The sequence below is a fragment of the Sphingomonas sp. BK036 genome (assembly GCF_004216825.1).
GTDB lineage: Bacteria > Pseudomonadota > Alphaproteobacteria > Sphingomonadales > Sphingomonadaceae > Sphingomonas.
On the sequence record NZ_SGXR01000003.1, the window covers coordinates 1,183,344 to 1,201,772 of the forward strand.

At 66.0% G+C, this 18,429-nt stretch carries 18 protein-coding genes and 1 riboswitch; of the genes, 8 read left to right on the top strand and 10 right to left on the bottom strand.

The genetic code is table 11. The features are described 5' to 3' along the window. Positions 1-18: 18 nt before the first annotated feature. Both plsY and dprA read left to right on the top strand, forming a co-directional pair. Positions 19-612: a glycerol-3-phosphate 1-O-acyltransferase PlsY gene (plsY, locus tag EV283_RS05590; protein ID WP_130323323.1), complete on the top strand. Its 594-nt coding sequence runs from the start codon at positions 19-21 to the stop codon at positions 610-612. Further along, a complete protein-coding gene (dprA, locus tag EV283_RS05595; protein WP_242615795.1) occupies positions 605-1,696 on the top strand; it encodes a DNA-processing protein DprA in 1,092 nt (363 codons plus the stop codon). Before plsY ends, dprA begins: the two co-directional genes overlap by 8 nt. Before the next feature lie 56 nt (positions 1,697-1,752). Here dprA and thiC read toward each other — a convergent pair whose 3' ends face one another. The 7 genes from thiC to EV283_RS05630 all read right to left on the bottom strand — a co-directional run bounded on the left by thiC (position 1,753) and on the right by EV283_RS05630 (position 9,497). Then, the gene (thiC, locus tag EV283_RS05600) at positions 1,753-3,681 is read right to left on the bottom strand and encodes a phosphomethylpyrimidine synthase ThiC (RefSeq protein WP_130323327.1); all 1,929 of its coding nucleotides are present in this window, start codon (positions 3,679-3,681) and stop codon (positions 1,753-1,755) included. Between the two features lie 38 nt (positions 3,682-3,719). After that, positions 3,720-3,865: riboswitch (TPP riboswitch) on the bottom strand. 116 nt (positions 3,866-3,981) lie between these two features. After that, complete coding sequence (locus EV283_RS05605; RefSeq protein WP_242615796.1) at positions 3,982-4,854, bottom strand: outer membrane beta-barrel protein; 873 nt, start codon at positions 4,852-4,854, stop codon at positions 3,982-3,984. 85 nt (positions 4,855-4,939) lie between these two features. Next, on the bottom strand, positions 4,940-5,968 hold the full coding sequence (locus EV283_RS05610) for a ferritin-like domain-containing protein (protein WP_056412872.1): 1,029 nt from the start codon (positions 5,966-5,968) through the stop codon (positions 4,940-4,942). Between the two features lie 50 nt (positions 5,969-6,018). Further along, entirely contained in the window at positions 6,019-7,038 is a 1,020-nt protein-coding gene (locus EV283_RS05615; protein ID WP_130323329.1) for a ferritin-like domain-containing protein, read from the bottom strand. 370 nt (positions 7,039-7,408) lie between these two features. Next, positions 7,409-8,272, bottom strand: a complete 864-nt coding sequence (locus EV283_RS05620; RefSeq protein WP_130323331.1) for a MipA/OmpV family protein — start codon at positions 8,270-8,272, stop codon at positions 7,409-7,411. Positions 8,273-8,341: 69 nt separating this feature from the next. Further along, the gene (locus EV283_RS05625) at positions 8,342-8,758 is read right to left on the bottom strand and encodes a DUF2141 domain-containing protein (RefSeq protein ID WP_347400202.1); all 417 of its coding nucleotides are present in this window, start codon (positions 8,756-8,758) and stop codon (positions 8,342-8,344) included. Further along, the gene (locus EV283_RS05630) at positions 8,697-9,497 is read right to left on the bottom strand and encodes a sterol desaturase family protein (protein ID WP_130323335.1); all 801 of its coding nucleotides are present in this window, start codon (positions 9,495-9,497) and stop codon (positions 8,697-8,699) included. The genes EV283_RS05625 and EV283_RS05630 overlap by 62 nt, the downstream gene beginning before the upstream one ends. 177 nt (positions 9,498-9,674) lie before the next feature. Here EV283_RS05630 and EV283_RS19070 point away from each other — a divergent pair, with 177 nt between their 5' ends. Further along, positions 9,675-9,851, top strand: a complete 177-nt coding sequence (locus tag EV283_RS19070; protein ID WP_156359531.1) for a hypothetical protein — start codon at positions 9,675-9,677, stop codon at positions 9,849-9,851. On the opposite strand, the gene EV283_RS05635 is transcribed toward EV283_RS19070, so the two are convergent. Then, positions 9,835-10,392 (bottom strand): GNAT family N-acetyltransferase, encoded by a 558-nt coding sequence (locus EV283_RS05635; RefSeq protein ID WP_130323337.1) that lies wholly within the window; start codon positions 10,390-10,392, stop codon positions 9,835-9,837. The genes EV283_RS19070 and EV283_RS05635 overlap by 17 nt on opposite strands. Positions 10,393-10,694: 302 nt before the next feature. On the opposite strand from EV283_RS05635, the gene crtY reads away from it, so the two are divergent. The 4 genes from crtY (at position 10,695) to EV283_RS05655 (ending at position 15,208) form a co-directional block, all read left to right on the top strand. Next, positions 10,695-11,861 carry a lycopene beta-cyclase CrtY gene (gene crtY / locus EV283_RS05640; RefSeq protein WP_130323339.1) on the top strand — a complete coding sequence of 389 codons (1,167 nt, stop codon included), beginning with the start codon at positions 10,695-10,697 and terminating at the stop codon, positions 11,859-11,861. Continuing rightward, entirely contained in the window at positions 11,858-13,336 is a 1,479-nt protein-coding gene (locus EV283_RS05645) for a phytoene desaturase (RefSeq protein WP_130323341.1), read from the top strand. Before crtY ends, EV283_RS05645 begins: the two co-directional genes overlap by 4 nt. 188 nt (positions 13,337-13,524) lie before the next feature. After that, positions 13,525-14,106, top strand: coding sequence for a TIGR00730 family Rossman fold protein (locus EV283_RS05650; protein WP_130323343.1), 582 nt, complete (start codon positions 13,525-13,527; stop codon positions 14,104-14,106). Between the two features lie 151 nt (positions 14,107-14,257). After that, positions 14,258-15,208: a phytoene/squalene synthase family protein gene (locus EV283_RS05655; RefSeq protein ID WP_130323345.1), complete on the top strand. Its 951-nt coding sequence runs from the start codon at positions 14,258-14,260 to the stop codon at positions 15,206-15,208. Between the two features lie 20 nt (positions 15,209-15,228). Here the strand turns inward: EV283_RS05655 and EV283_RS05660 are convergent, their stop codons facing one another. Continuing rightward, positions 15,229-15,459, bottom strand: a complete 231-nt coding sequence (locus tag EV283_RS05660; RefSeq protein WP_130323347.1) for a hypothetical protein — start codon at positions 15,457-15,459, stop codon at positions 15,229-15,231. 121 nt (positions 15,460-15,580) lie between these two features. Here EV283_RS05660 and EV283_RS05665 point away from each other — a divergent pair, with 121 nt between their 5' ends. Then, a complete protein-coding gene (locus EV283_RS05665) occupies positions 15,581-17,410 on the top strand; it encodes an ABC transporter ATP-binding protein/permease (protein WP_130323349.1) in 1,830 nt (609 codons plus the stop codon). An 83-nt stretch (positions 17,411-17,493) separates the two neighbouring features. Here EV283_RS05665 and EV283_RS05670 read toward each other — a convergent pair whose 3' ends face one another. After that, entirely contained in the window at positions 17,494-18,402 is a 909-nt protein-coding gene (locus tag EV283_RS05670) for a hypothetical protein (protein WP_130323351.1), read from the bottom strand. Positions 18,403-18,429 lie beyond the last annotated feature (27 nt).

Sequence of the window (18,429 nt, forward strand, 5' to 3'; positions counted from 1 at the left end):
CAGACGGAAATTCTCTGGGTGGCGCCCACGCTATCGCTCGTGCTCAGCTATCTGCTCGGCTCGATCCCGTTCGGCGTCATTTTGACTCGGCTCGGCGGCGCGGGCGATCTGCGCACGATCGGCTCGGGCAATATCGGCGCTACCAACGTCCTGCGCACCGGTCGCAAGGGCCTCGCCGCCGCCACGTTGCTGCTCGACATGGCCAAGGGGGCGGTGGCCGTCCTGCTCGTCGCGTCGCTCTTCCCCGGCAACGCACTGCTGGCCGCCGCCGGTGCGTTCATCGGCCATTGCTACCCCGTCTGGCTCAGGTTCAAGGGCGGCAAGGGCGTCGCCACGCTCATGGGGATCGTCGTCGCGCTCTACTGGCCGCTGGGGCTCGTCTATGCGGTCGTCTGGCTCGGCCTGCTCGCGGGGCTGCGTATATCGTCGGTCGCCGGCATGACCGCCGCACTCAGCGCACCGTTCGCGGCGGCATTGTTTGGTCGGTTCGACCTTGTCCTGCTGCTCCTCGCGCTCGCGCTGATCGTGTTGTGGAAGCATCGCGAGAATGTCGAGCGGCTCTTCTCCGGCACCGAGCCGCGGATCGGCACCAACCGGCAAAAGAGTGACTGACCCGACGGTCTCCCGTCTCCGGCTCATCCGCACGACCGGGATCGGACCGGTCACCTATCGCCAGCTCATCGCCCGTTTCGGCAGTGCAGAGGCCGCCATCGCCGCGCTCCCGATGCTTGCCCAACGCGGCGGCGGGCGCAGTCCCCGGATCGCCGACGTCTCCGTCGCCGAACGCGAAATCGCCGCCACCGCCAGGCTCGGCGCGCGCTACCTGTTCCTCGACGACCCGGACTATCCGCGTCTCCTCGCCGAGATCGAAACCGCCCCCCCGGCGCTGATCTTCCGCGGCGATATTGCGCACGCGGCCCGCCCCTGCGTCGCAATGGTCGGCGCGCGCAACGCATCGGCCGCCGCCTGCCGTTTCGCGCGCCAGCTCGCGCTCCAGCTGGCGGAAGAGGGCACGACTATCGTCTCTGGCCTCGCGCGCGGCATCGACACGGCGGCGCATATCGGCGCGCTGGGTGCCGGCTCCGATGGCGCGACGATCGGGGTCATCGCCAGCGGGATCGACATCGCCTATCCGCCCGACAATACCGCCCTGCAGGAGCGGATCGCGACCGGCGGGCTCCTTCTCGCCGAACAGCCCCCCGGTACCGAACCCAAGGCGCGCAACTTCCCCTCGCGCAACCGCATCATCGCAGGCCTTGCGATCGGCACGGTCGTGGTCGAGGCTGTCTCCAAATCCGGGTCGCTCATCACCGCGCGGCTCGCCAACGAATCGGGGCGCGAAGTCATGGCCGTCCCCGGCAGCCCGCTCGACCCGCGCGCGCAAGGCTGCAACCTGCTGATCCGCGAGGGCGCCACGTTAGTACAATCGGCCGCCGACATCCTCGAACAGATCCGCCCGTTCGATCCCCGTTCCGTCCGCTCGCCGATCGACGCCTTTGCCGCGACGCCGCCGCAGGACGCGAGCGACGCCGACCGCCGCCGGATCGCCGACCTGCTCGGCCCCGTCCCCGTGACGATCGACGAGCTCATTCGCCAGTCGCGCGAGAGCCCGGCGGTCGTCCACACCGTGCTGCTCGAACTCGAACTCGCCGGCCGCCTCGAGCGTCACGCCGGCGGACGCGTCAGTCTCGCCTGACCGCGAGACGCTATCCTCCCCCGCCAAGGGGAGGATAGCCGGGCTGCGGCTTTGCGTTATTCGGCCGGCAGATAGATCTCGCTGCCCTTCGCACGAAACTTCTCGCTCATATCGGCCATGCCCTGCTCGGCATCGGCCACGGTCGCGCTGGTCGCGAACTTGGCGCGGTCGGCATCGGCCGCGGTGACATCCGCCGCCAGGAACATGTCCGCCGGGCTATTCTGCTTGGCGGCGAAATCGCGCACCTCCTGCGTGATCTTCATCGAGCAGAATTTGGGCCCGCACATCGAGCAGAAATGCGCGGTCTTGGCGCCCTCCGCGGGGAGCGTCTGGTCGTGATACTGTTCGGCCGTGTCGGGATCGAGGCTCAGGTTGAACTGATCGCGCCAGCGGAATTCGAACCGCGCGCGCGACAGCGCATCGTCGCGCATCTGCGCGGCCGGGTGGCCCTTTGCCAGATCGGCGGCATGCGCGGCCAGCTTGTAGGTGACGACGCCGACCTTCACGTCGTCGCGGTCGGGAAGCCCGAGATGCTCCTTGGGCGTGACGTAGCAAAGCATCGCGGTGCCGTACCAGCCGATCATCGCGGCACCGATGCCGCTGGTGATATGGTCGTAACCCGGCGCGATATCGGTGGTAAGCGGCCCGAGCGTATAGAAGGGCGCCTCGCCACAGACCTCGAGCTGCTTGTCCATATTCTCCTTGATCTTGTGCATCGGCACATGGCCGGGGCCTTCGATCATGACCTGCACGTCGCTCTTCCACGCACGATGCGTGAGTTCGCCGAGCGTGTAGAGTTCGCTGAACTGCGCTTCGTCGTTGGCGTCGGCGATCGAGCCGGGGCGCAGGCCGTCGCCGAGCGAATAGGCGATGTCATACGCCTTCATGATCTCGGTGATCTCGTCGAAGCGCTCGTAGAGGAAGCTCTCCTTGTGGTGGCTGAGGCACCATTTCGCCATGATCGAGCCACCGCGGCTGACGATGCCGGTGACGCGCTTGGCGGTCATCGGGATATAGGCGAGGCGGACGCCAGCGTGGATCGTGAAGTAATCGACGCCCTGCTCGGCCTGCTCGATCAGCGTGTCGCGGAAGATCTCCCAAGTCAGGTCCTCGGCGACGCCGCCGACCTTTTCGAGCGCCTGGTAGATCGGCACCGTGCCGATCGGGACGGGCGAGTTGCGCAGGATCCATTCGCGCGTGTCGTGGATGTTGCGACCGGTGCTGAGGTCCATCACCGTGTCGGCACCCCAGCGGATCGACCAGACGAGCTTGTCGACCTCGGCCGCGACGTTCGATGCGACCGCCGAATTGCCGATATTGGCGTTGATCTTGACCAGGAAGTTGCGGCCGATCGCCATCGGTTCGGATTCGGGGTGGTTGATGTTGTTGGGGATGATCGCGCGGCCCCGCGCAATCTCGTCGCGGACGAATTCGGGGGTGACGAAGTCGGGGATGCTCGCGCCGAAGCTCTCTCCGTCGCGCTTATAGTCCTTGAGCATCGCGCGGCCGAGATTCTCGCGGGTGGCGACATATTCCATCTCGGGGGTGATGATGCCACGCCGCGCGTAATGCATCTGGCTGACATTGGCGCCGGGCTTCGCACGCAAGGGACGCTTGATGCTGCCGGGGAATTGCGGGACGCCGCCCGAGCGGTCGGGGCCGAGCTGGCCATTATCCTCGGGACGGACTTCGCGCGCGTCATAGCTCTCGACGTCGCCACGCGCTTCGATCCAGGCGCGGCGGAGTTGCGGCAGGCCCGCGTCGATGTCGATCGTGGCGCGCGGGTCAGTGTACGGGCCGCTGGTGTCGTAGACCCGCAGGGGAGGCTCGAAACAGCTCGGGTCGAGGACGATCTCGCGCATCGCGACTCGGACGTCGGGGCTGGTCGGCACTGCGACGTGGATTTTCCGCGAGCCGCGGATCGGGCCGGTGGTGACGCCGATCTGTGCTGCGGGCTGGGGGAAATGCGTGTCGACGTCGGCCATGCGCTTGCTCCTAAAGGTGTCGGAGCAAGGCTGCGGTTCTGTAGCGACCGCTCCCTCCCTCCGCCGGTATCAACCGGATCAGGTTCAGCGGGTCGAAGGCTCCTGCCTTCCTCTCAAGCGCGGTGGGGTGCCCAGCAAATTCGCATTTGATGGAAACCCGGCAGCGCTCCCCCGGGGTGGGTCAAGCATAGGGGCACGGGTTTGGTACGCAACGCAAAAAGGACCGCCACCTGGATCGGGTAGCGGTCCTTCCTGTCGACCAGTCGTCGTCAGCCACTGTGCCGGGGGCTGACCCTCACGTCAGAACCGGAACGCCACCGTCCCGCGCAGGCTGTGCCAGCGGAAATTCTCGTCGCTGCGGCGGAACGTGGTGCCGCTGGTGTTGGGCGCCAGCACGAACGGGTTGTTCGCCAACAGGACCGGGCTGCCCGCAAGCGCGGTACCGGCCGTGACGAGGACGCGCGCGTCGTCGTCCTTATACTGGTGATAGGTGTATTCCATGCCGATCGAGATGTTCTTGGTCAGCTTCTGCTCGATGCCGCCGCCGCCGACATAGCCCCAGCGCTTGTTCGAGCCGGTGGCCGCGAACGCGTTGGCGGTGTTCGTGGTGAAGAACAGATTGTCGATCTTGGCATAGCCGGCGCCGCCGGTGGCGTAGAACAGCGTGTTGCGGGCGGCGAGACCGGCGCGTGCGCGGACCGAGCCTTCCCACTTCAGCTTGCGCGCCATCGTGTAGCTGGCGGGCGTGGTCGAGAAGGCGGCGACGCTGTCGGTGATCTCGGCCTTGCCGAATTCGCCGACCAGGCCGACCACGAACGGACCGCTCTGCACGTCGAAGCCCGCGCGACCGTAATAGGACCAGCCATCATCGTCGTTGCGGCACCCGTAAGCCGGGACGGCGGTCCGCGCCGAGCCATTGCAGAAGCCGGGCGAGAAGGCGTTGGCGCCGGTGATGGTGTTGACGCTGTCGCTGAAGTTACCGTCGCCGTTGCGGTCGAACAGGATCGACGAGCCGACGTCGTTAGGCTGGACGTCGTAACCGCCGGCAGCACCGATATACAGACCCGAGAACGGCTTGTCGTCGGTCGTCATGTCCTGCGCGTGCGCCGGAACGGCAAAAATGCCCGCGGTGGCGAGACCGGCGAGCATCGTAAGTTTCGTGAAGTGAGTCATGGTCGTTCCCCAAACAAGGGTCGCGGCGCTCCCAATGCTCGCCGCGACCCAAGGTTTCTGTTTCTGTTTCGGTTGCGCAGGCCGATCAGGCGTTGGCGGCACTCGTCTTGATGTTCCCGTTGACACCGGCCGGGAAGAACCCGCCCATCGAGACGGCCGTCTTGTTGAGATAGACGATGTTGAGCACCTGGCCGGTCGAACGGCTGTAGGCGAGCCCGTTGGCGTCGGTGGGCACGATGTTCGACATCGTCGCATCCGATCCGGTGATGCCCTGATCGTCGTCGCCGATCACGCCCGTCGACGTGTTCGTGACGGTACCGTCAAGGCTGTCGCGCGCGTCGCTGATCTGGTTGGCGCCTGTGACCAGCGAAGGTGTGGTCAGGCCCTTGCGAAACAGGATCGTCCGGATAAGACCGGCGTGATAGGCCTCGGCAGCGAGAATGCCGGCGGCAGCTTCCAGATACGTCTTGTTCGCGATCAGCGGCGAAGCGCCCTTATAGGCCGAAACGCCGACGTCCTCGAAGATATATGCCCCCAGCAGGAAGCTGTTGTCGTCGGCATAGGGGTTGAACACACCCGTCGCACCGATGACGCCAGCCGCACGCGCAGCAGAGGTAAACGCACCCGGCGCGGCGGCGGTGCCGGCCGAGATGTCGAGTGCAGGCTGCGCCACGGCGGCGGTGCCGAGCGCGGACCGCAGGAACGCGACGTGCGCGACCTCGTCGATCGCGATCTCGCGAGCATATTCGCGCACGACAGTGTCGGAGAACGGTACCTGCGCACCGCCCGTGACCCCACCCTGCGTGCCGGTCCCGGTCAGCAGGCTCGCATTGAGCCCGACGCCGAACGCCGCATAGGCATAGAATTGTGCCTCGAGATATTCGAGGTTGAGTGCGAAGTTCAGCACGTCCGCATCATTCAGCGCAGCCGTCGGAGTCGGCGACGGCGTCGGCGACGGGGCGAGATCGGAATCATCGCTGCCGCAGGCGGAGAGAAGCGTCGCACCGCCGAGTGCGATCGCCGAGCCACCGGCGAAACGAAGGAAGCTGCGGCGCTCGTTGCGGCGCGTGGCGATCGCGTCGAATATTTCGAGCTTGGTATTGAGATCGGTCATTGGGGTATCCCCTGAATAGCGAAGAAAAGCGGTGGGCTAGGCTGATGCGATCAGCCCGCCGCGGTGCTCGTCCTGATGTTGCCGTTCATGCCGCTCGGGAAGAAACCGCCCGCCGACGCTGCACCGCTGTTGAGGTACACGATGTTGAGCACCTGGCTGGCCGAGCGGCTGTACGCGACGCCGTTGCTGTCGAGCGGAACAATGTTCGACACGGTCACTGCGGCCTGCGTGCTCGCCAGGTTGATCGGTGTCGCGCTGTACGACGAAATGCCCTGGTCGAGATCGTTGGTGCCGAAGATCGTCGTGTTCGCGCCGCCGCCGTCGAGGCTGTCGCGGGCACGCGAGATGGCGTCGGCCGAGGTGCGCAGCGACGGGGTCGCGATGCCCTTTCCGTACAGCGTCGTGCGGACGATCGCCGCGTGATACGCCTCGACCGCGAGCAGGCCGGCCGCGGCTTCCAGATACGCCTTGCTGGTCAGCAGCGGGGCGGCGCCCTTGTAGGCGGTCACGCCGACGTCCTCGAAGATGAACGCGCCGAGCAGGAACGCTTCGTCCGACGCATAGGGATCGAACGCGGTGCCGGCGGGGACGAGGCCTGCCGCCTGCGCCGCGGTCGAGAAGGCGCTGGTGGCCGATACGCTGACGTCGATCACCGGCTGCGAGACGGCGGAGCTGCCGAGCGCGGTGCGGAGGAACTTGACGTGGGCGATCTCGTCCTGCGCGATTTCGCGCGCATATTGGCGGACGACCGGATCGGTGAAGGTCACCTGGCGACCGCCGCGGACCGCACCCTGCGTACCGGTGCCGGACAGCAGGCTGTTGTCGAGACCCGTGCCATAGGCGGCGTAGGAATAGAATTGCGCCTCGAGATATTCGAGGTTGAGCGCGAAATTCAGAACGTCCGCATCGGTGATGGTCTGCGCCGCCGCCGAGCTGGAAAAGGACAAGGCGGTCGCACCGGCCGCGGTAATCGCAGCCGCGCCGAGCGCGTTCTTGAAGAAATCACGCCGTTCGCTGCGTCGCTCTTTGCGGGCATCGAGGGCTTCGATCAGGTGCACGCTCTCGGTCATATCAGGGTCCTCCCCTTGTAGTTGCAGACGTCGGAGTTTTTAGAACAATCGAACAATCTGGACCGATATAAGCCGGACCCTTCAAGAAGGCCCAGCCCGTAAAGCGCTCTATTGCGGGCAAAAAAATGCCGTCCATGGTGAGGAACGTCCGCCATCGGATTCTGGACGCACGCTTCAAGGGGTCGCCATGAAATAATTTTACGGTGTGTTGCAGACCATGTCTGCGGGGTACGCGCCCCCCTCGACGGGGGTCAGCGCGTCGCGCTCGAGCAGCGACCTGACGCGGAGTAGAACCGCCCTTCCCCATCGGGCGAACCGATGGGGAAGGCTTCCGACCTCAACGCTAGCCGAGGTCCAGACTATGCAAGTGTTAGAAGGTGTAGGTCAGGCCCAGTGCGCCCAGCCACTGGTCGGCATCGCCGACATCGGCGACGATCGGGCTGTCCTTGTACTTGCCGACCATGCGGCCGTAGAGCACGCCCGCGCCGATACCAAAACCGTGGCGAAGATCGCCCGACAGGCTCTGCACGACGAACAGCGATGCGTTGACGCGACGAAAGCCGCTGTCGTTAACGTCGTAGGTGCGCAGCCCGCTGGCCAGCGTGCCGATCGGCGTCACCGCCGCGTAGGTGCGGCCGAAGCCCTTGCCGGCATAGTCCGCGGAGACGCCGAGCGAGACGAGCGTGCGAACCGACAGCGGCGTGGTGTAGTTCACCTGCGGCGTGATGACATAGCTGTCGTACGTGCCGGAAACGTCATGGACATAGGCGACGCGCGCAGTGAGCGTGTCATAGTCGCTGGTGATGACACCGGTCCGGGCGACGCCGACATAGCCGCCCAGCTCGTAGGCGGTATCGATCTTGCCGAGCGCGCGGACCTGGCGGTTGTCGATGTCGCCGGTGCGGTCGCGGCGGACGCCGCCGATCACGCCGAGCTCGAAATTGGTGCCGACCTCACCCGTGTTCGGGATCAGGTTGAAATACAACTGCGTGCCGCGGAGGAAGAAGTCATGCCCGCGCACGGTGCCGACAAAGGCGCCCGCGGGGGTGAAGGAATTGCTGTCCGCGCCTTCGTAATCGGGCATCGACACCACGCCAAGCGCGACCGTCACGCGGTTGTTGTCCTTGGGATCGGTGATCGTCGGCGACGGATTGGGATCGGTCTGCGCCAGCGCAGGGGCGGCGATCGCAAGTGCCGCGATTGCGGCAGACGTAAAGAGAGTGAATGCGCGCAAGGAAATGCTCCGGACAAAAACGTTCCACGTTGCAACGCGGTGAAATCGTTTTCGGTCCGTTACGCACGATCAGAACATGTAACGCATTTTCACCTGTTGCAATTCGGCATCACCGGCGACCATGAACCGGGCCGCCGAAAAGCGCGGCGGACCGAAGCGGACCGCGGCGTTGCGCGAGAAGCCATAGCCCTCGCGCGGGATGCCCGCGATCGTGTCGAGCTTGGAATTGCTGTTCTCGTCATGGATGATCGCCAGCGCATAGCCGCGCTGCGGCAGGCCCGGAAAGCTGGTGGTCCTGACGCTGGCAGGCACCGAGCGGGTCAGCGCGTTGGCATCGTCGATACAGGCCGGAAAATTGTCCGGATCGGCGGTGAGGCAGATCCGGATCATGCCCTTGGCCGACCGGAGATTGTCGACCTCGACGTCAAGCCGCGTGACGGGGGCCGCCGCGGCCAGCATCGCCCAGGTCACCGCCGCGACCGCCACGAGCGGCAGCCTTTGCATGCGCCTTGGCAAAGTCGCCGAGCCCGTTGTCGGTGCCGCAGAGCCGATCCCAGAAGCGGAAATATAGGCCATAGTTGCACCCGTATTGTTCGTGATGACGCTGATGATGGCTCGCCGTGATCAGCCAGCCGCCCAGTGCGCCCCGCCACATGAACCGCGGGAAAACCTCCCACCCCATGTGATTGGTCACACCCATAACGGTCATGATCGTGAGTACCAGACCCAGCGCGCCGACATGGATCGGAATGACGAACACCAGTAGCGGAATTACCACAGCGCCGGTGATCGCCTCGATCGGGTGAAACGCCATCGCCGCCCAAGCGGTCGGCGGGCGGCTGGCATGATGCACCGCGTGCGCCAGCTTGAACGGCTTGGGCCGATGCATCCAGCGATGCGTCCAGTAGAACCAGGTGTCGTGCGCGACCATGAAGGCGAGCACGGACACCGGCAGATACCAGACCGAATACGTATGGACATCGGTATAGACCTGAGTCCAGCCGCGATGCTGCCAGCCCCAGGCGACCACCCCCGCGGGAACGCCGTAGATCGCGGCCGACGCGATGCTCCACCAGATCTCGCGCCGCATCTGCGCGTCGAGCCCGCGATAGAGCCCGGGATGCCGCGCCCGCGTCACCGCGGCGAACGCGCCCGACACGATCAGATACCGGACACCGACGATCGCGGTCATCACGATCGCGGAGAGAAGAATGGCGGGCCACATGCCACGGCGTATAGGAGGTTTTGCCCTGTCGGGTAACGGGTGTTCGGCGGGCTGATGCGGAGATCGACAGCGTCACGGGGAGAATAGCTCGGCGTTGCAATAGCCTCTATGCAGTGCACCGAAACCTGATAGCCTCCCCTCCAGAGCAGGATGACCTGCCAAATCGGAGAGTGATGCATGGCAAACCACAACGCCGCGCGCGGGGATACGGGTAAGGACCATAAGGGGCTGATCTATGCGATCGCCGGCAGCATCCTGGCCCTGGGGCTGGTCCTGATGGCGTTCTATGATCGGGCAGGCGATCCGATGCCCATCGGAGCGGTGCAGAAACCGGTCGTCACCGCGCAGCGCTGACCCCGGCGCCCGCCGAACCCGCGGCACGATCGAGGATCAGGATCGGCGCATCGCGGTAGATACCCGTCGTGCGCAGCCGATAGCCGAGCCGGTCCGCAAGGCGGATCGACGCGGCGTTGGCGGGATCGATGATGCAGGTCGTCCTGGGGATTCGCGCGTCGGTCCAGGCGAGGATCGCAGCGAGTGCCTCCGAGGCGTAGCCTTGGCCGTGCGCGTCGCCGGTCAGCGTCCAGCCGATTTCGGGCGCAGCGTCGATCGACGGCGTGATCGCGCGGCGCGTCTCCATCAGGCCGAGCTCACCGATCAGCCGGCCCGCCGTATCGCGCGCGACCCAGGTGCCGTAGCCGAACAGCGTCCACTGGCCGATCGCACGCAGAAGGCGGATCCAGACGTCCTCGCGCGATCGCGGCTGGCCGCCGATCATCGCATAGACGCGCGGGTCGGACCACATGGCGGCGCAATCCTCGAGGTCGGACGCGGTGTGGCCGGTCAGCGTCAGCCGAGCGGTAGTGAGCATGGGGGCGGAGGGCGACGTCTGCATCGCCGCACGATACCGCCATCGGCAGGGAAAGGGGAGCACCCCCGCCCTCCGCGTTCCACGGCGAAGACGCCCCGATCGCAGCCTTCAATCCTCCCCCGCCAGGGGGAGGTGTCGCCGAAGGTGACGGAGGGGGAGGGCACGAAACCCAGGTTTCCCTTTCCGCCCCCTCCGTCTGGCAAGCGCCAGCCACCTCCCCCTGGCGGGGGAGGATCATGGGCGAGCCCGGCAACGCAGGTTGCCTTCGTTCAAGATTGCTTGGGAAAGGCTGTTTTCGTGTCCCGCCGTTTGCGCTAGTCGGAGGCATGGCATCGACGATCTCCTGCGACGTCGCGATCGTTGGCGCGGGTTTGGCCGGCGGGATGATCGCGCTGGCGCTCAAGGCCAGGCACCCCGCGCTCGACGTGCGACTGATCGACTCCGCGCGCGTCGTCGGCGGCAATCACCTCTGGTCGTTCTTCGGCAGCGACGTCGCGCAAGCTGATCGCTGGCTCGTCGCACCGCTCGTCGTGCATGCATGGCCCGCCTATGACGTCCGCTTTCCCGCACACGCGCGGACGATCGACGCGACCTATTATTCGATCGAGAGCGAGCGGCTCGACCGCGAGGTGCGCCGAGTCCTGCCGCCGCACGCCTTGATGCTGGGCCGCAAGGTATCGGGCGCGAGTGCCACCGCGGTGGTGCTGGCCGACGGCGACCGGATCGAGGCGACCGGCGTGATCGACGCGCGCGGGCCAGGCGACCTGTCGCTGCTCGATCTGGCGTGGCAGAAATTCGTCGGGCGCGAACTGGTGCTCGACGCGCCACACGAGAGCCCGGTGCCGATCGTCATGGACGCGACCGTGCCGCAGATCGACGGCTATCGCTTCGTCTATTGCCTCCCGCTGGCGGCCGACCGGATGTTCGTCGAGGACACCTATTACAGCGACACGCCCGATCTCGACGTCGAGGCGCTTACCGCGCGCATCCATGACTATGCCGACGCGCGCGGCTGGCGCGTGGCGCAGGCGGCGCGGCATGAATCGGGCGTACTGCCGGTCGCGATGGGGGGCGATTTCGAGGCCTATTGGCGATCGGGCGGCGCACGCGTCGCCAAGGCCGGGATGCGCGCGGGCATGTTCCACCCGACCACCGGCTATTCGCTGCCCGATGCCGTGCGGACCGCCGCGATGCTAGCGGGCCTCAGCGATTTCTCGGGTGCCAAGCTGCACGACGCGACGCATGCGATGGCGCGCGCGACGTGGAAAAGCCGCGGTTTCTACCGGATGCTCGACACGATGTTGTTTCGCGCCGCAGAGCCCGAGGAACGCTATCGTATCCTCGAACGCTTCTATCGCCTCTCACCGCCGCTTATTGGCCGTTTCTACGCCGGACGCTCGACCCTCTCCGACAAGGCGCGGGTCCTGACCGGCAAGCCCCCCGTCCCCATTGTGCGCGCCGTCCGCGCCATCGCAGGCAGTATGTCATCATGAAGACCGCAATAGTCATCGGCGCAGGTTTCGGCGGGCTGGCACTCGCGATCCGGCTGCAATCCGCAGGCGTGCAGACGACAATCGTCGAGAGCCGCGACAAGCCGGGCGGCCGTGGCTATTATTGGGAACGCGACGGCTTCACCTTCGATGCGGGGCCGACCGTCATCACCGATCCGGATTGCCTGCGCGAATTGTGGGCGCTGACCGGGCGCGACATGAGCGAGGACGTGACGCTCGATCCGGTGCTGCCCTTCTACCGCCTCAACTGGCCCGACGGCACGAATTTCGATTATACCAACGACGACGTGCAGATGCGCGCCGAGATCGAGAAGCTACATCCCGGCGACTGGGCGGGCTACGAGAAGTTCCTCGCCTATTCGGCGGGCGTCTTCCACGAGGGCTATGAGAAGCTCGGCCACGTCGCGTTCCTCGACTTCGGATCGATGATCAAGGCCGCGCCCGCGCTCGCGAAATACCAGGCGTGGCGGTCGGTCTATTCGATCGTGTCCAGCTATGTGAAATCGGAGAAGCTGCGCGAGGCGCTCTCGTTCCACACGCTGCTGGTCGGCGGCAACCCGATGACGACCAGCGCGATTTATGCGCTGATCCACAAGCTCGAGCGCGATGGCGGCGTGTGGTTCGCGCGCGGCGGCACCAACCGGCTGGTCGCCGCGCTGGTAACCCAGTTCGAGCGGCTCGGCGGCGTGCTCCGGCTCGACGATCCGGTCACCGCGATCGAGACCCTCGGCGACCGCGCGACCGGCGTGACGACCGCCAGCGGCTGGTCGGGTCAGGCGGATGCGATCGCGGCGAACAGCGACATCATGCACACCTATCGCGACCTGCTGGCGACGTCGCGCAGCGCCAAGCGCAAGACCGGGTCGCTTGAGCGGAAGAAATATTCGCCGTCGCTGTTCGTGGTGCATTTCGGGATCAAGGGCACCTGGCCAGGCATCCCGCACCACATGATCCTGTTCGGGCCGCGCTATAAGGGGCTGCTCGAGGACATTTACGACCATGGCGTGCTGAGCGAGGATTTCTCGCTGTACCTCCATCATCCGACCGTCACCGATCCTTCGCTGGCGCCGGAGGGACATTCGACCTTCTATGCGCTGGCGCCGGTGCCGCACATGGGCAAGTTCCCGGTCGACTGGGACGAGATCGCGCCGATCCTCGAAAAGCGCATCCTCGACGAAATCGGGCGGCGGCTGATCCCCGATATCCACGATCGGATCGTGACCAAGTTCAGCTACGCACCGAAGGATTTCGCGCAGGACCTGAACGCGCATCTGGGCTCGGCGTTTTCGCTCGAGCCCGTGCTGACGCAGAGCGCCTATTTCCGCGTACACAACCGCGACGAGCATATCCCGAACCTGTTCTTCGTCGGCGCGGGCACGCATCCGGGGGCTGGGATTCCAGGGGTCGTGGGGAGTGCGAAAGCGACCGCACGGTTGATGCTCGAAGGCGAGAAATAAGGTCTGTTCACGCGGAGGCGCGGAGACGCGGAGATGGCGCGCTTGTCGCGGAGCGACCGTGTCTCCAACGGAGTGCGGAACGCGGATGAAGACAGCGTGAGCGCTGTCCGGAACGAAACACCTCCGCGCCTCCGCGTGAACCCATTCTTTTCTTGCCGCACCCAGCGCGCTTCCCCTAGCGAGGCACGATGAAGAGACTTGCTGTATATTGCGGCTCGGCGACGCCGGCTGATCCCCTCTATATCGAAGGCGCGCGCGCGCTGGGTCGGACGCTGGCCGAGCGCGGGATCGGCCTCGTCTATGGCGGTGGCCGGACGGGCCTGATGGGCGCGATCGCCGATGGCGCGCTGGAAGGCGGCGGCGAGGTGATCGGCGTCATCCCACAGGCGCTGGTCGATGCCGAGGTCGCGCATCGCGGGCTCACCGAACTCCACGTCGTGCAGGGCATGCACCAGCGCAAGCAGATGTTCACCGACCTGTCCGACGGGTTCGTGACGATCCCCGGCGGGACGGGCACGATGGACGAATTGTGGGAGGCGCTCAGCTGGGCGCAGCTCGGCTATCATGCGGATCCGGTCGGATTGCTCAACACTGCGGGCTATTACGATCACCTGATCGCGTTCTGGGACAAGATGGGCGAGGTCGGCTTCCTGCGCCCGCAGCACCGCGACCTGTTGATCGTCGCAGATACGCTCGACGTACTGCTCGACCGGATGGCGGAGCATGTGCCGACCCAGCCGATCGTCCGGATGAACGCGTCGGATCTGTGAACGTTTTCGAGTCTCTCACTGCCCTGCTCCACCCCGGCGAAGGCCAGGGCCCAATTGGGGGACATGCATTGGTGAGCGTTGCGCGTCGTTACTGCCACCTTTCCACTTGGGCCCCAGCATCCGCCGGGGTGGTAAAAACAGACGTGCGCGGATGAGTCACCCCGCCCCCTCGCGCGAGGCGATCGTCGCTACCGCGCACGAATCCATCGCCCGCGGATCGAAGAGCTTCGCCGCCGCCAGCCTGTTATTCGACAAGCCCACGCGAGAGCGGGCGTGGCTTCTCTACGCCTGGTGCCGGCGCTGCGACGATATCGCCGACGGGCAGGATCACGGCCACGGCATGACCGTGGTCCACGACGCGCCGGAACGGCTCGCAGCACTCTCGGCGATGACCGAGCAAGCGCTGGCGGGCGAAGTCGTCGGCGAGCCCGCCTTCGACGCGCTACGCATCGTCGCGGCGGAGACGCGTATGCCCAAGCGGTTCGCGCGCGATCTCGTCGCAGGCTTCGCGCTCGATGCCGAGGATTGGCGACCGCGCTCCGAGAACGACCTGTATCGCTATTGCTACCATGTCGCGGGCGTCGTCGGCTGCATGATGGCGGTAGTGATGGGAGTCGATCCCGACGACGACGACACGCTCGACCGCGCCTGCGACCTCGGCATGGCATTCCAGCTCGCCAATATCGCACGCGACATCGAAGAGGATGATCGCGTCGGGCGCTGCTACCTGCCGATCGAATGGCTGGTAGAAATGGACTTTCCGCCGGGCCAGCACATGAAGCCGCCCTTCCGCTCGCGGCTTGCGGTACTGTCGAAGCGGATGGCCGATCGCGCCTCAGCGTTCGAGGCTAGCGCTCGCCAAGGAACCCCCTCGCTATCGTTCCGCTCGGCCTGGGCGGTGCTCTCGGCTGCGGGGATCTATGGCGCGATCGGACGGACCGTGGCAGCGCGCGGAGAGCACGCCTGGGATCATCGTGTGACTACGTCCGGGATGCAAAAGCTTGGGTTCATCGTCACCGCGGCGCGAGAGGCCGCTGGTCGCGAGAAGCTATATCCGCGGCAACCGCGCGATCCACGTTTGTGGACCCGTCCCAAAGGCTAGGACGGCGACCGATAGAGCGTTCAGCCCTGCGACTTCGCCTTGCCGACCTTCGCCATGTACCGACCCTGCGCGCGGCAATTCGCGCCGATCATCGGATAGGGCACATCGGTATTTTGCGCGAGCTGATCGGGGAGTGCCGCACGGCACTGCGCCATCGTCTCATAGCGTGCCGGGATCACCCGCGCCTCGGTGCAGTTGATGTTGCCGTCACCGCAGCCCATGATGGCCATGACGTAGAACAGCGGTTCCATTTCATTCTCCAGTGGATCGCGGCGCCCGGCGTTGGACACGGTAGGAAAAGCGACGAAGTGGCAGGATTGTTCCCCCAACCGCTTTCGCCGGGGCTTGACCGCGCCTACATCCTGACCAGCAATGCCCCCTGACACCTACACCTCCACCCGCGCGGACCAGCCGTTGCTGCCGACGCTCCGCCGCTTCCTGCCATTCCTGTGGCCGGCGGGGCAGCCCAAGCTGAAGGCGCGGATCGTCGTCGCGATGCTGCTCGTCATCGCGTCGAAGCTGGTGCAGGTGTTCGGCGCGGCGTTCACGCTGAAATATGCGGTCGACAGAATGGCGGGGAATGATCGCGGCGCGCTGACGCTCGTCGTGCTGCTGGTGGTGGGCTACGCCGCGTCGCGGTTCGGGACGACGCTATTCGACAATCTGCGCAACGCAGTGTTCGAGCGCGTCGGGCAGGATGCGTCGCGGCGCCTTGCCGCGCAGGTGTTCCGCCATCTGCATGCGCTGAGCCTCGATTTCCACCTGTCCAGGCGCACCGGCGCGGTCACCAAGGTCGTAGAGCGTGGAACCAAGAGCATCGACACGATGCTCTATTTCCTGCTGTTCAACATCGCGCCGACGGTGTTCGAACTCGTGCTGGTGCTGGGGCTGTTCTGGACCAAGTTCGGCTGGCCGCTGGTGATCGCGACCGTCGTGATGGTGGTAGGCTATATCGCCTTCACGCGGATGGTGACCGACTGGCGCAACGCGCTGCGCGCACGTATGAACGACCTCGATACCGGCGCGGTCGCGCATGCGGTGGACTCGCTGCTGAACTTCGAGACCGTCAAATATTTCGGCGCGGAAGAGCGCGAGGCCAGGCGCTACGACGAGGGCATCACCGCCTATTCCGAGGCCGCGGTGAAAAGCGAGAATTCGCTCGCGTGGCTGAACCTCGGCCAGGCGCTGATCACCAACCTGATGCTCGCGGGCGGGATGGGCTTCGTCGTGTGGCGGTGGAGCCGCGGGCTCGCATCCGCGGGCGACGTGGTGTTCGTGTCGACGCTGCTCGCGCAGCTGTTCCGGCCGCTCGACCTGCTGGGGATGGTGTATCGCACGATCCGGCAGGGTGCGCTCGACATGGCAGCGATGTTCGACCTGATCGATACGCCCGCCTCCGTCGTCGACGTCGCCGAGGCGCCCGCGCTGACGGTAAGCGCGGGCCGTGTCCGCTTCGAGAATGTCTCGTTCGGCTATGACGCAGGCCGGCCGATCCTGCGCGACCTAGAACTCGACGTACCGGCAGGATCGACGCTCGCGGTGGTCGGGCCATCGGGCGCGGGCAAGTCGACGCTCGCGCGGCTGCTATACCGGTTCTACGACCTGACGGGCGGACGGATCACCGTCGACGACCAGGACATCGCACAGGTCCGCCAGGCGTCGCTTCGCGCTGCGATCGGGATCGTGCCGCAGGACACCGTGCTGTTCAACGACACGATCGGGTACAACATCGCCTATGGCCGCGAGGGCGCCGAGATGCCCGAGGTCGAGGCGGCGGCGAAGGGCGCCGCGATCGCCGGGTTCATCGAACGCCAACCTTTGGGTTATGCGACGCGCGTCGGCGAACGCGGCCTAAAGCTGTCGGGCGGTGAGAAGCAGCGCGTCGCGATCGCGCGCACTTTGCTCAAGAACCCGCCGATCCTGATCCTCGACGAGGCAACGTCGGCGCTCGACAGCCGTACCGAGGCGGATATCCTCGACACGCTCGAAGCGATCGAGCGCGGCCGCACCACGATCGTGATCGCGCATCGGCTGTCGACCGTGGTCCATGCGGACCAGATCGTCGTGCTGGAGGCAGGGCGGATCGTCGAAAAGGGCACGCATGGCGAACTACTGCGCGCGGACGGAGTCTATGCGGAGATGTGGAACCGGCAGGCGCAGGAGCGTGCCGGGGACGATGACGGGGCCCTGGCAGCGGAATAAGCGCCGCGCGCAGACCTCGCGCGTGGCCGGGTTTTGGCCCCGCGCTTCCTAAACACACTGGCCCGATCTCGACCGAGTTGCCTTTATCCGCAGGTCAGGCGGATTTGCTTAGCCGGTTTGTCGAAGACGATGCTGGAACAGCGCGCGAGCAGGTCCGCGCCGATCGAGAGCCGATCGCGCCCTGGCTTTTTGGATTTTGCGGTGACGACGACCTCGTCCGGGTCGATCGGCGCGGCAGCATCGGCGAGGCCTGCGGTGGAGCCATAGTCGGCGGTGCGATCACCCAGCGTGGCGAACTGCAACGGACCGATGACCAGGCCGCGGGCGAGCGTCATCGTACGGACCGGGCGCTCGATGCCGAACGCGATCTCGACCTTTTCGACCGCGCCCTGCAGCGTACCACCCTGCGCGGCCGCGATGCGGACGGCGGCGCTGGCCGTGGCGAGCGTGCGTGCGTGATACGGGTCGAAACGGACTCGCAGCGGCTGGCCGCCAAGATCGATCTGCGCATATAATTCGCCCCAGCCGCCTGCCAGGCCACCCTGGTCGGTCATCGGCAACGTTGCCATGCGCTCGCCGGGAACCGGTGGATGCAGGACAAACCGAACAATGTCTTCGGATACCCCGCCCGGCCCCACCACGCCATCGGCAGCGGGCGTGTAGGGGATCGCAGTCCAGCCAATGCGATGTTTGGACGGGCCGGTGCCGAGGTCGATCGAACCAACCCCCGTCCTGCCGTGGACGCGTTCGGTGCCGACCGCGTAACTGAATGACAGCATCCCCGATTTCAGCGACGCCCGCTCGGCAAAGGCGGTGGTGATCAACGGCATTCCGGTGCCCGAGGGTTCGATGCGGATGCGGCCCGCCGCACCAGCGATGGTCGAGTCCACGATGCCGTTGCCGTCGATGACGCGTTCGCGCGCCGGCGTCGCCGCGCCGGTCAGCGCGCATAGCGCCAGGATCGCGGCGAACATGGTATGGGCCGTCGGCATAGGATTTCCCGCCGGTGATCCCGTCGC

What these genes read in the sequence shown, in the direction of transcription:
- EV283_RS19070 (WP_156359531.1), top strand. Translation starts at nt 9,675, where the DNA reads ATGGCAAACCACAACGCCGCGCGCGGGGATACGGGTAAGGACCATAAG.
- EV283_RS05660 (WP_130323347.1), bottom strand. Translation starts at nt 15,459, where the DNA reads ATGGAACCGCTGTTCTACGTCATGGCCATCATGGGCTGCGGTGACGGC.
- thiC (WP_130323327.1), bottom strand. Translation starts at nt 3,681, where the DNA reads ATGGCCGACGTCGACACGCATTTCCCCCAGCCCGCAGCACAGATCGGC.
- EV283_RS05645 (WP_130323341.1), top strand. Translation starts at nt 11,858, where the DNA reads ATGAAGACCGCAATAGTCATCGGCGCAGGTTTCGGCGGGCTGGCACTC.
- EV283_RS05605 (WP_242615796.1), bottom strand. Translation starts at nt 4,854, where the DNA reads ATGACTCACTTCACGAAACTTACGATGCTCGCCGGTCTCGCCACCGCG.
- EV283_RS05635 (WP_130323337.1), bottom strand. Translation starts at nt 10,392, where the DNA reads ATGCAGACGTCGCCCTCCGCCCCCATGCTCACTACCGCTCGGCTGACG.
- EV283_RS05610 (WP_056412872.1), bottom strand. Translation starts at nt 5,968, where the DNA reads ATGACCGATCTCAATACCAAGCTCGAAATATTCGACGCGATCGCCACG.
- EV283_RS05670 (WP_130323351.1), bottom strand. Translation starts at nt 18,402, where the DNA reads ATGCCGACGGCCCATACCATGTTCGCCGCGATCCTGGCGCTATGCGCG.
- EV283_RS05630 (WP_130323335.1), bottom strand. Translation starts at nt 9,497, where the DNA reads ATGTGGCCCGCCATTCTTCTCTCCGCGATCGTGATGACCGCGATCGTC.
- crtY (WP_130323339.1), top strand. Translation starts at nt 10,695, where the DNA reads ATGGCATCGACGATCTCCTGCGACGTCGCGATCGTTGGCGCGGGTTTG.
- EV283_RS05665 (WP_130323349.1), top strand. Translation starts at nt 15,581, where the DNA reads ATGCCCCCTGACACCTACACCTCCACCCGCGCGGACCAGCCGTTGCTG.
- EV283_RS05615 (WP_130323329.1), bottom strand. Translation starts at nt 7,038, where the DNA reads ATGACCGAGAGCGTGCACCTGATCGAAGCCCTCGATGCCCGCAAAGAG.
- EV283_RS05650 (WP_130323343.1), top strand. Translation starts at nt 13,525, where the DNA reads ATGAAGAGACTTGCTGTATATTGCGGCTCGGCGACGCCGGCTGATCCC.
- EV283_RS05655 (WP_130323345.1), top strand. Translation starts at nt 14,258, where the DNA reads ATGAGTCACCCCGCCCCCTCGCGCGAGGCGATCGTCGCTACCGCGCAC.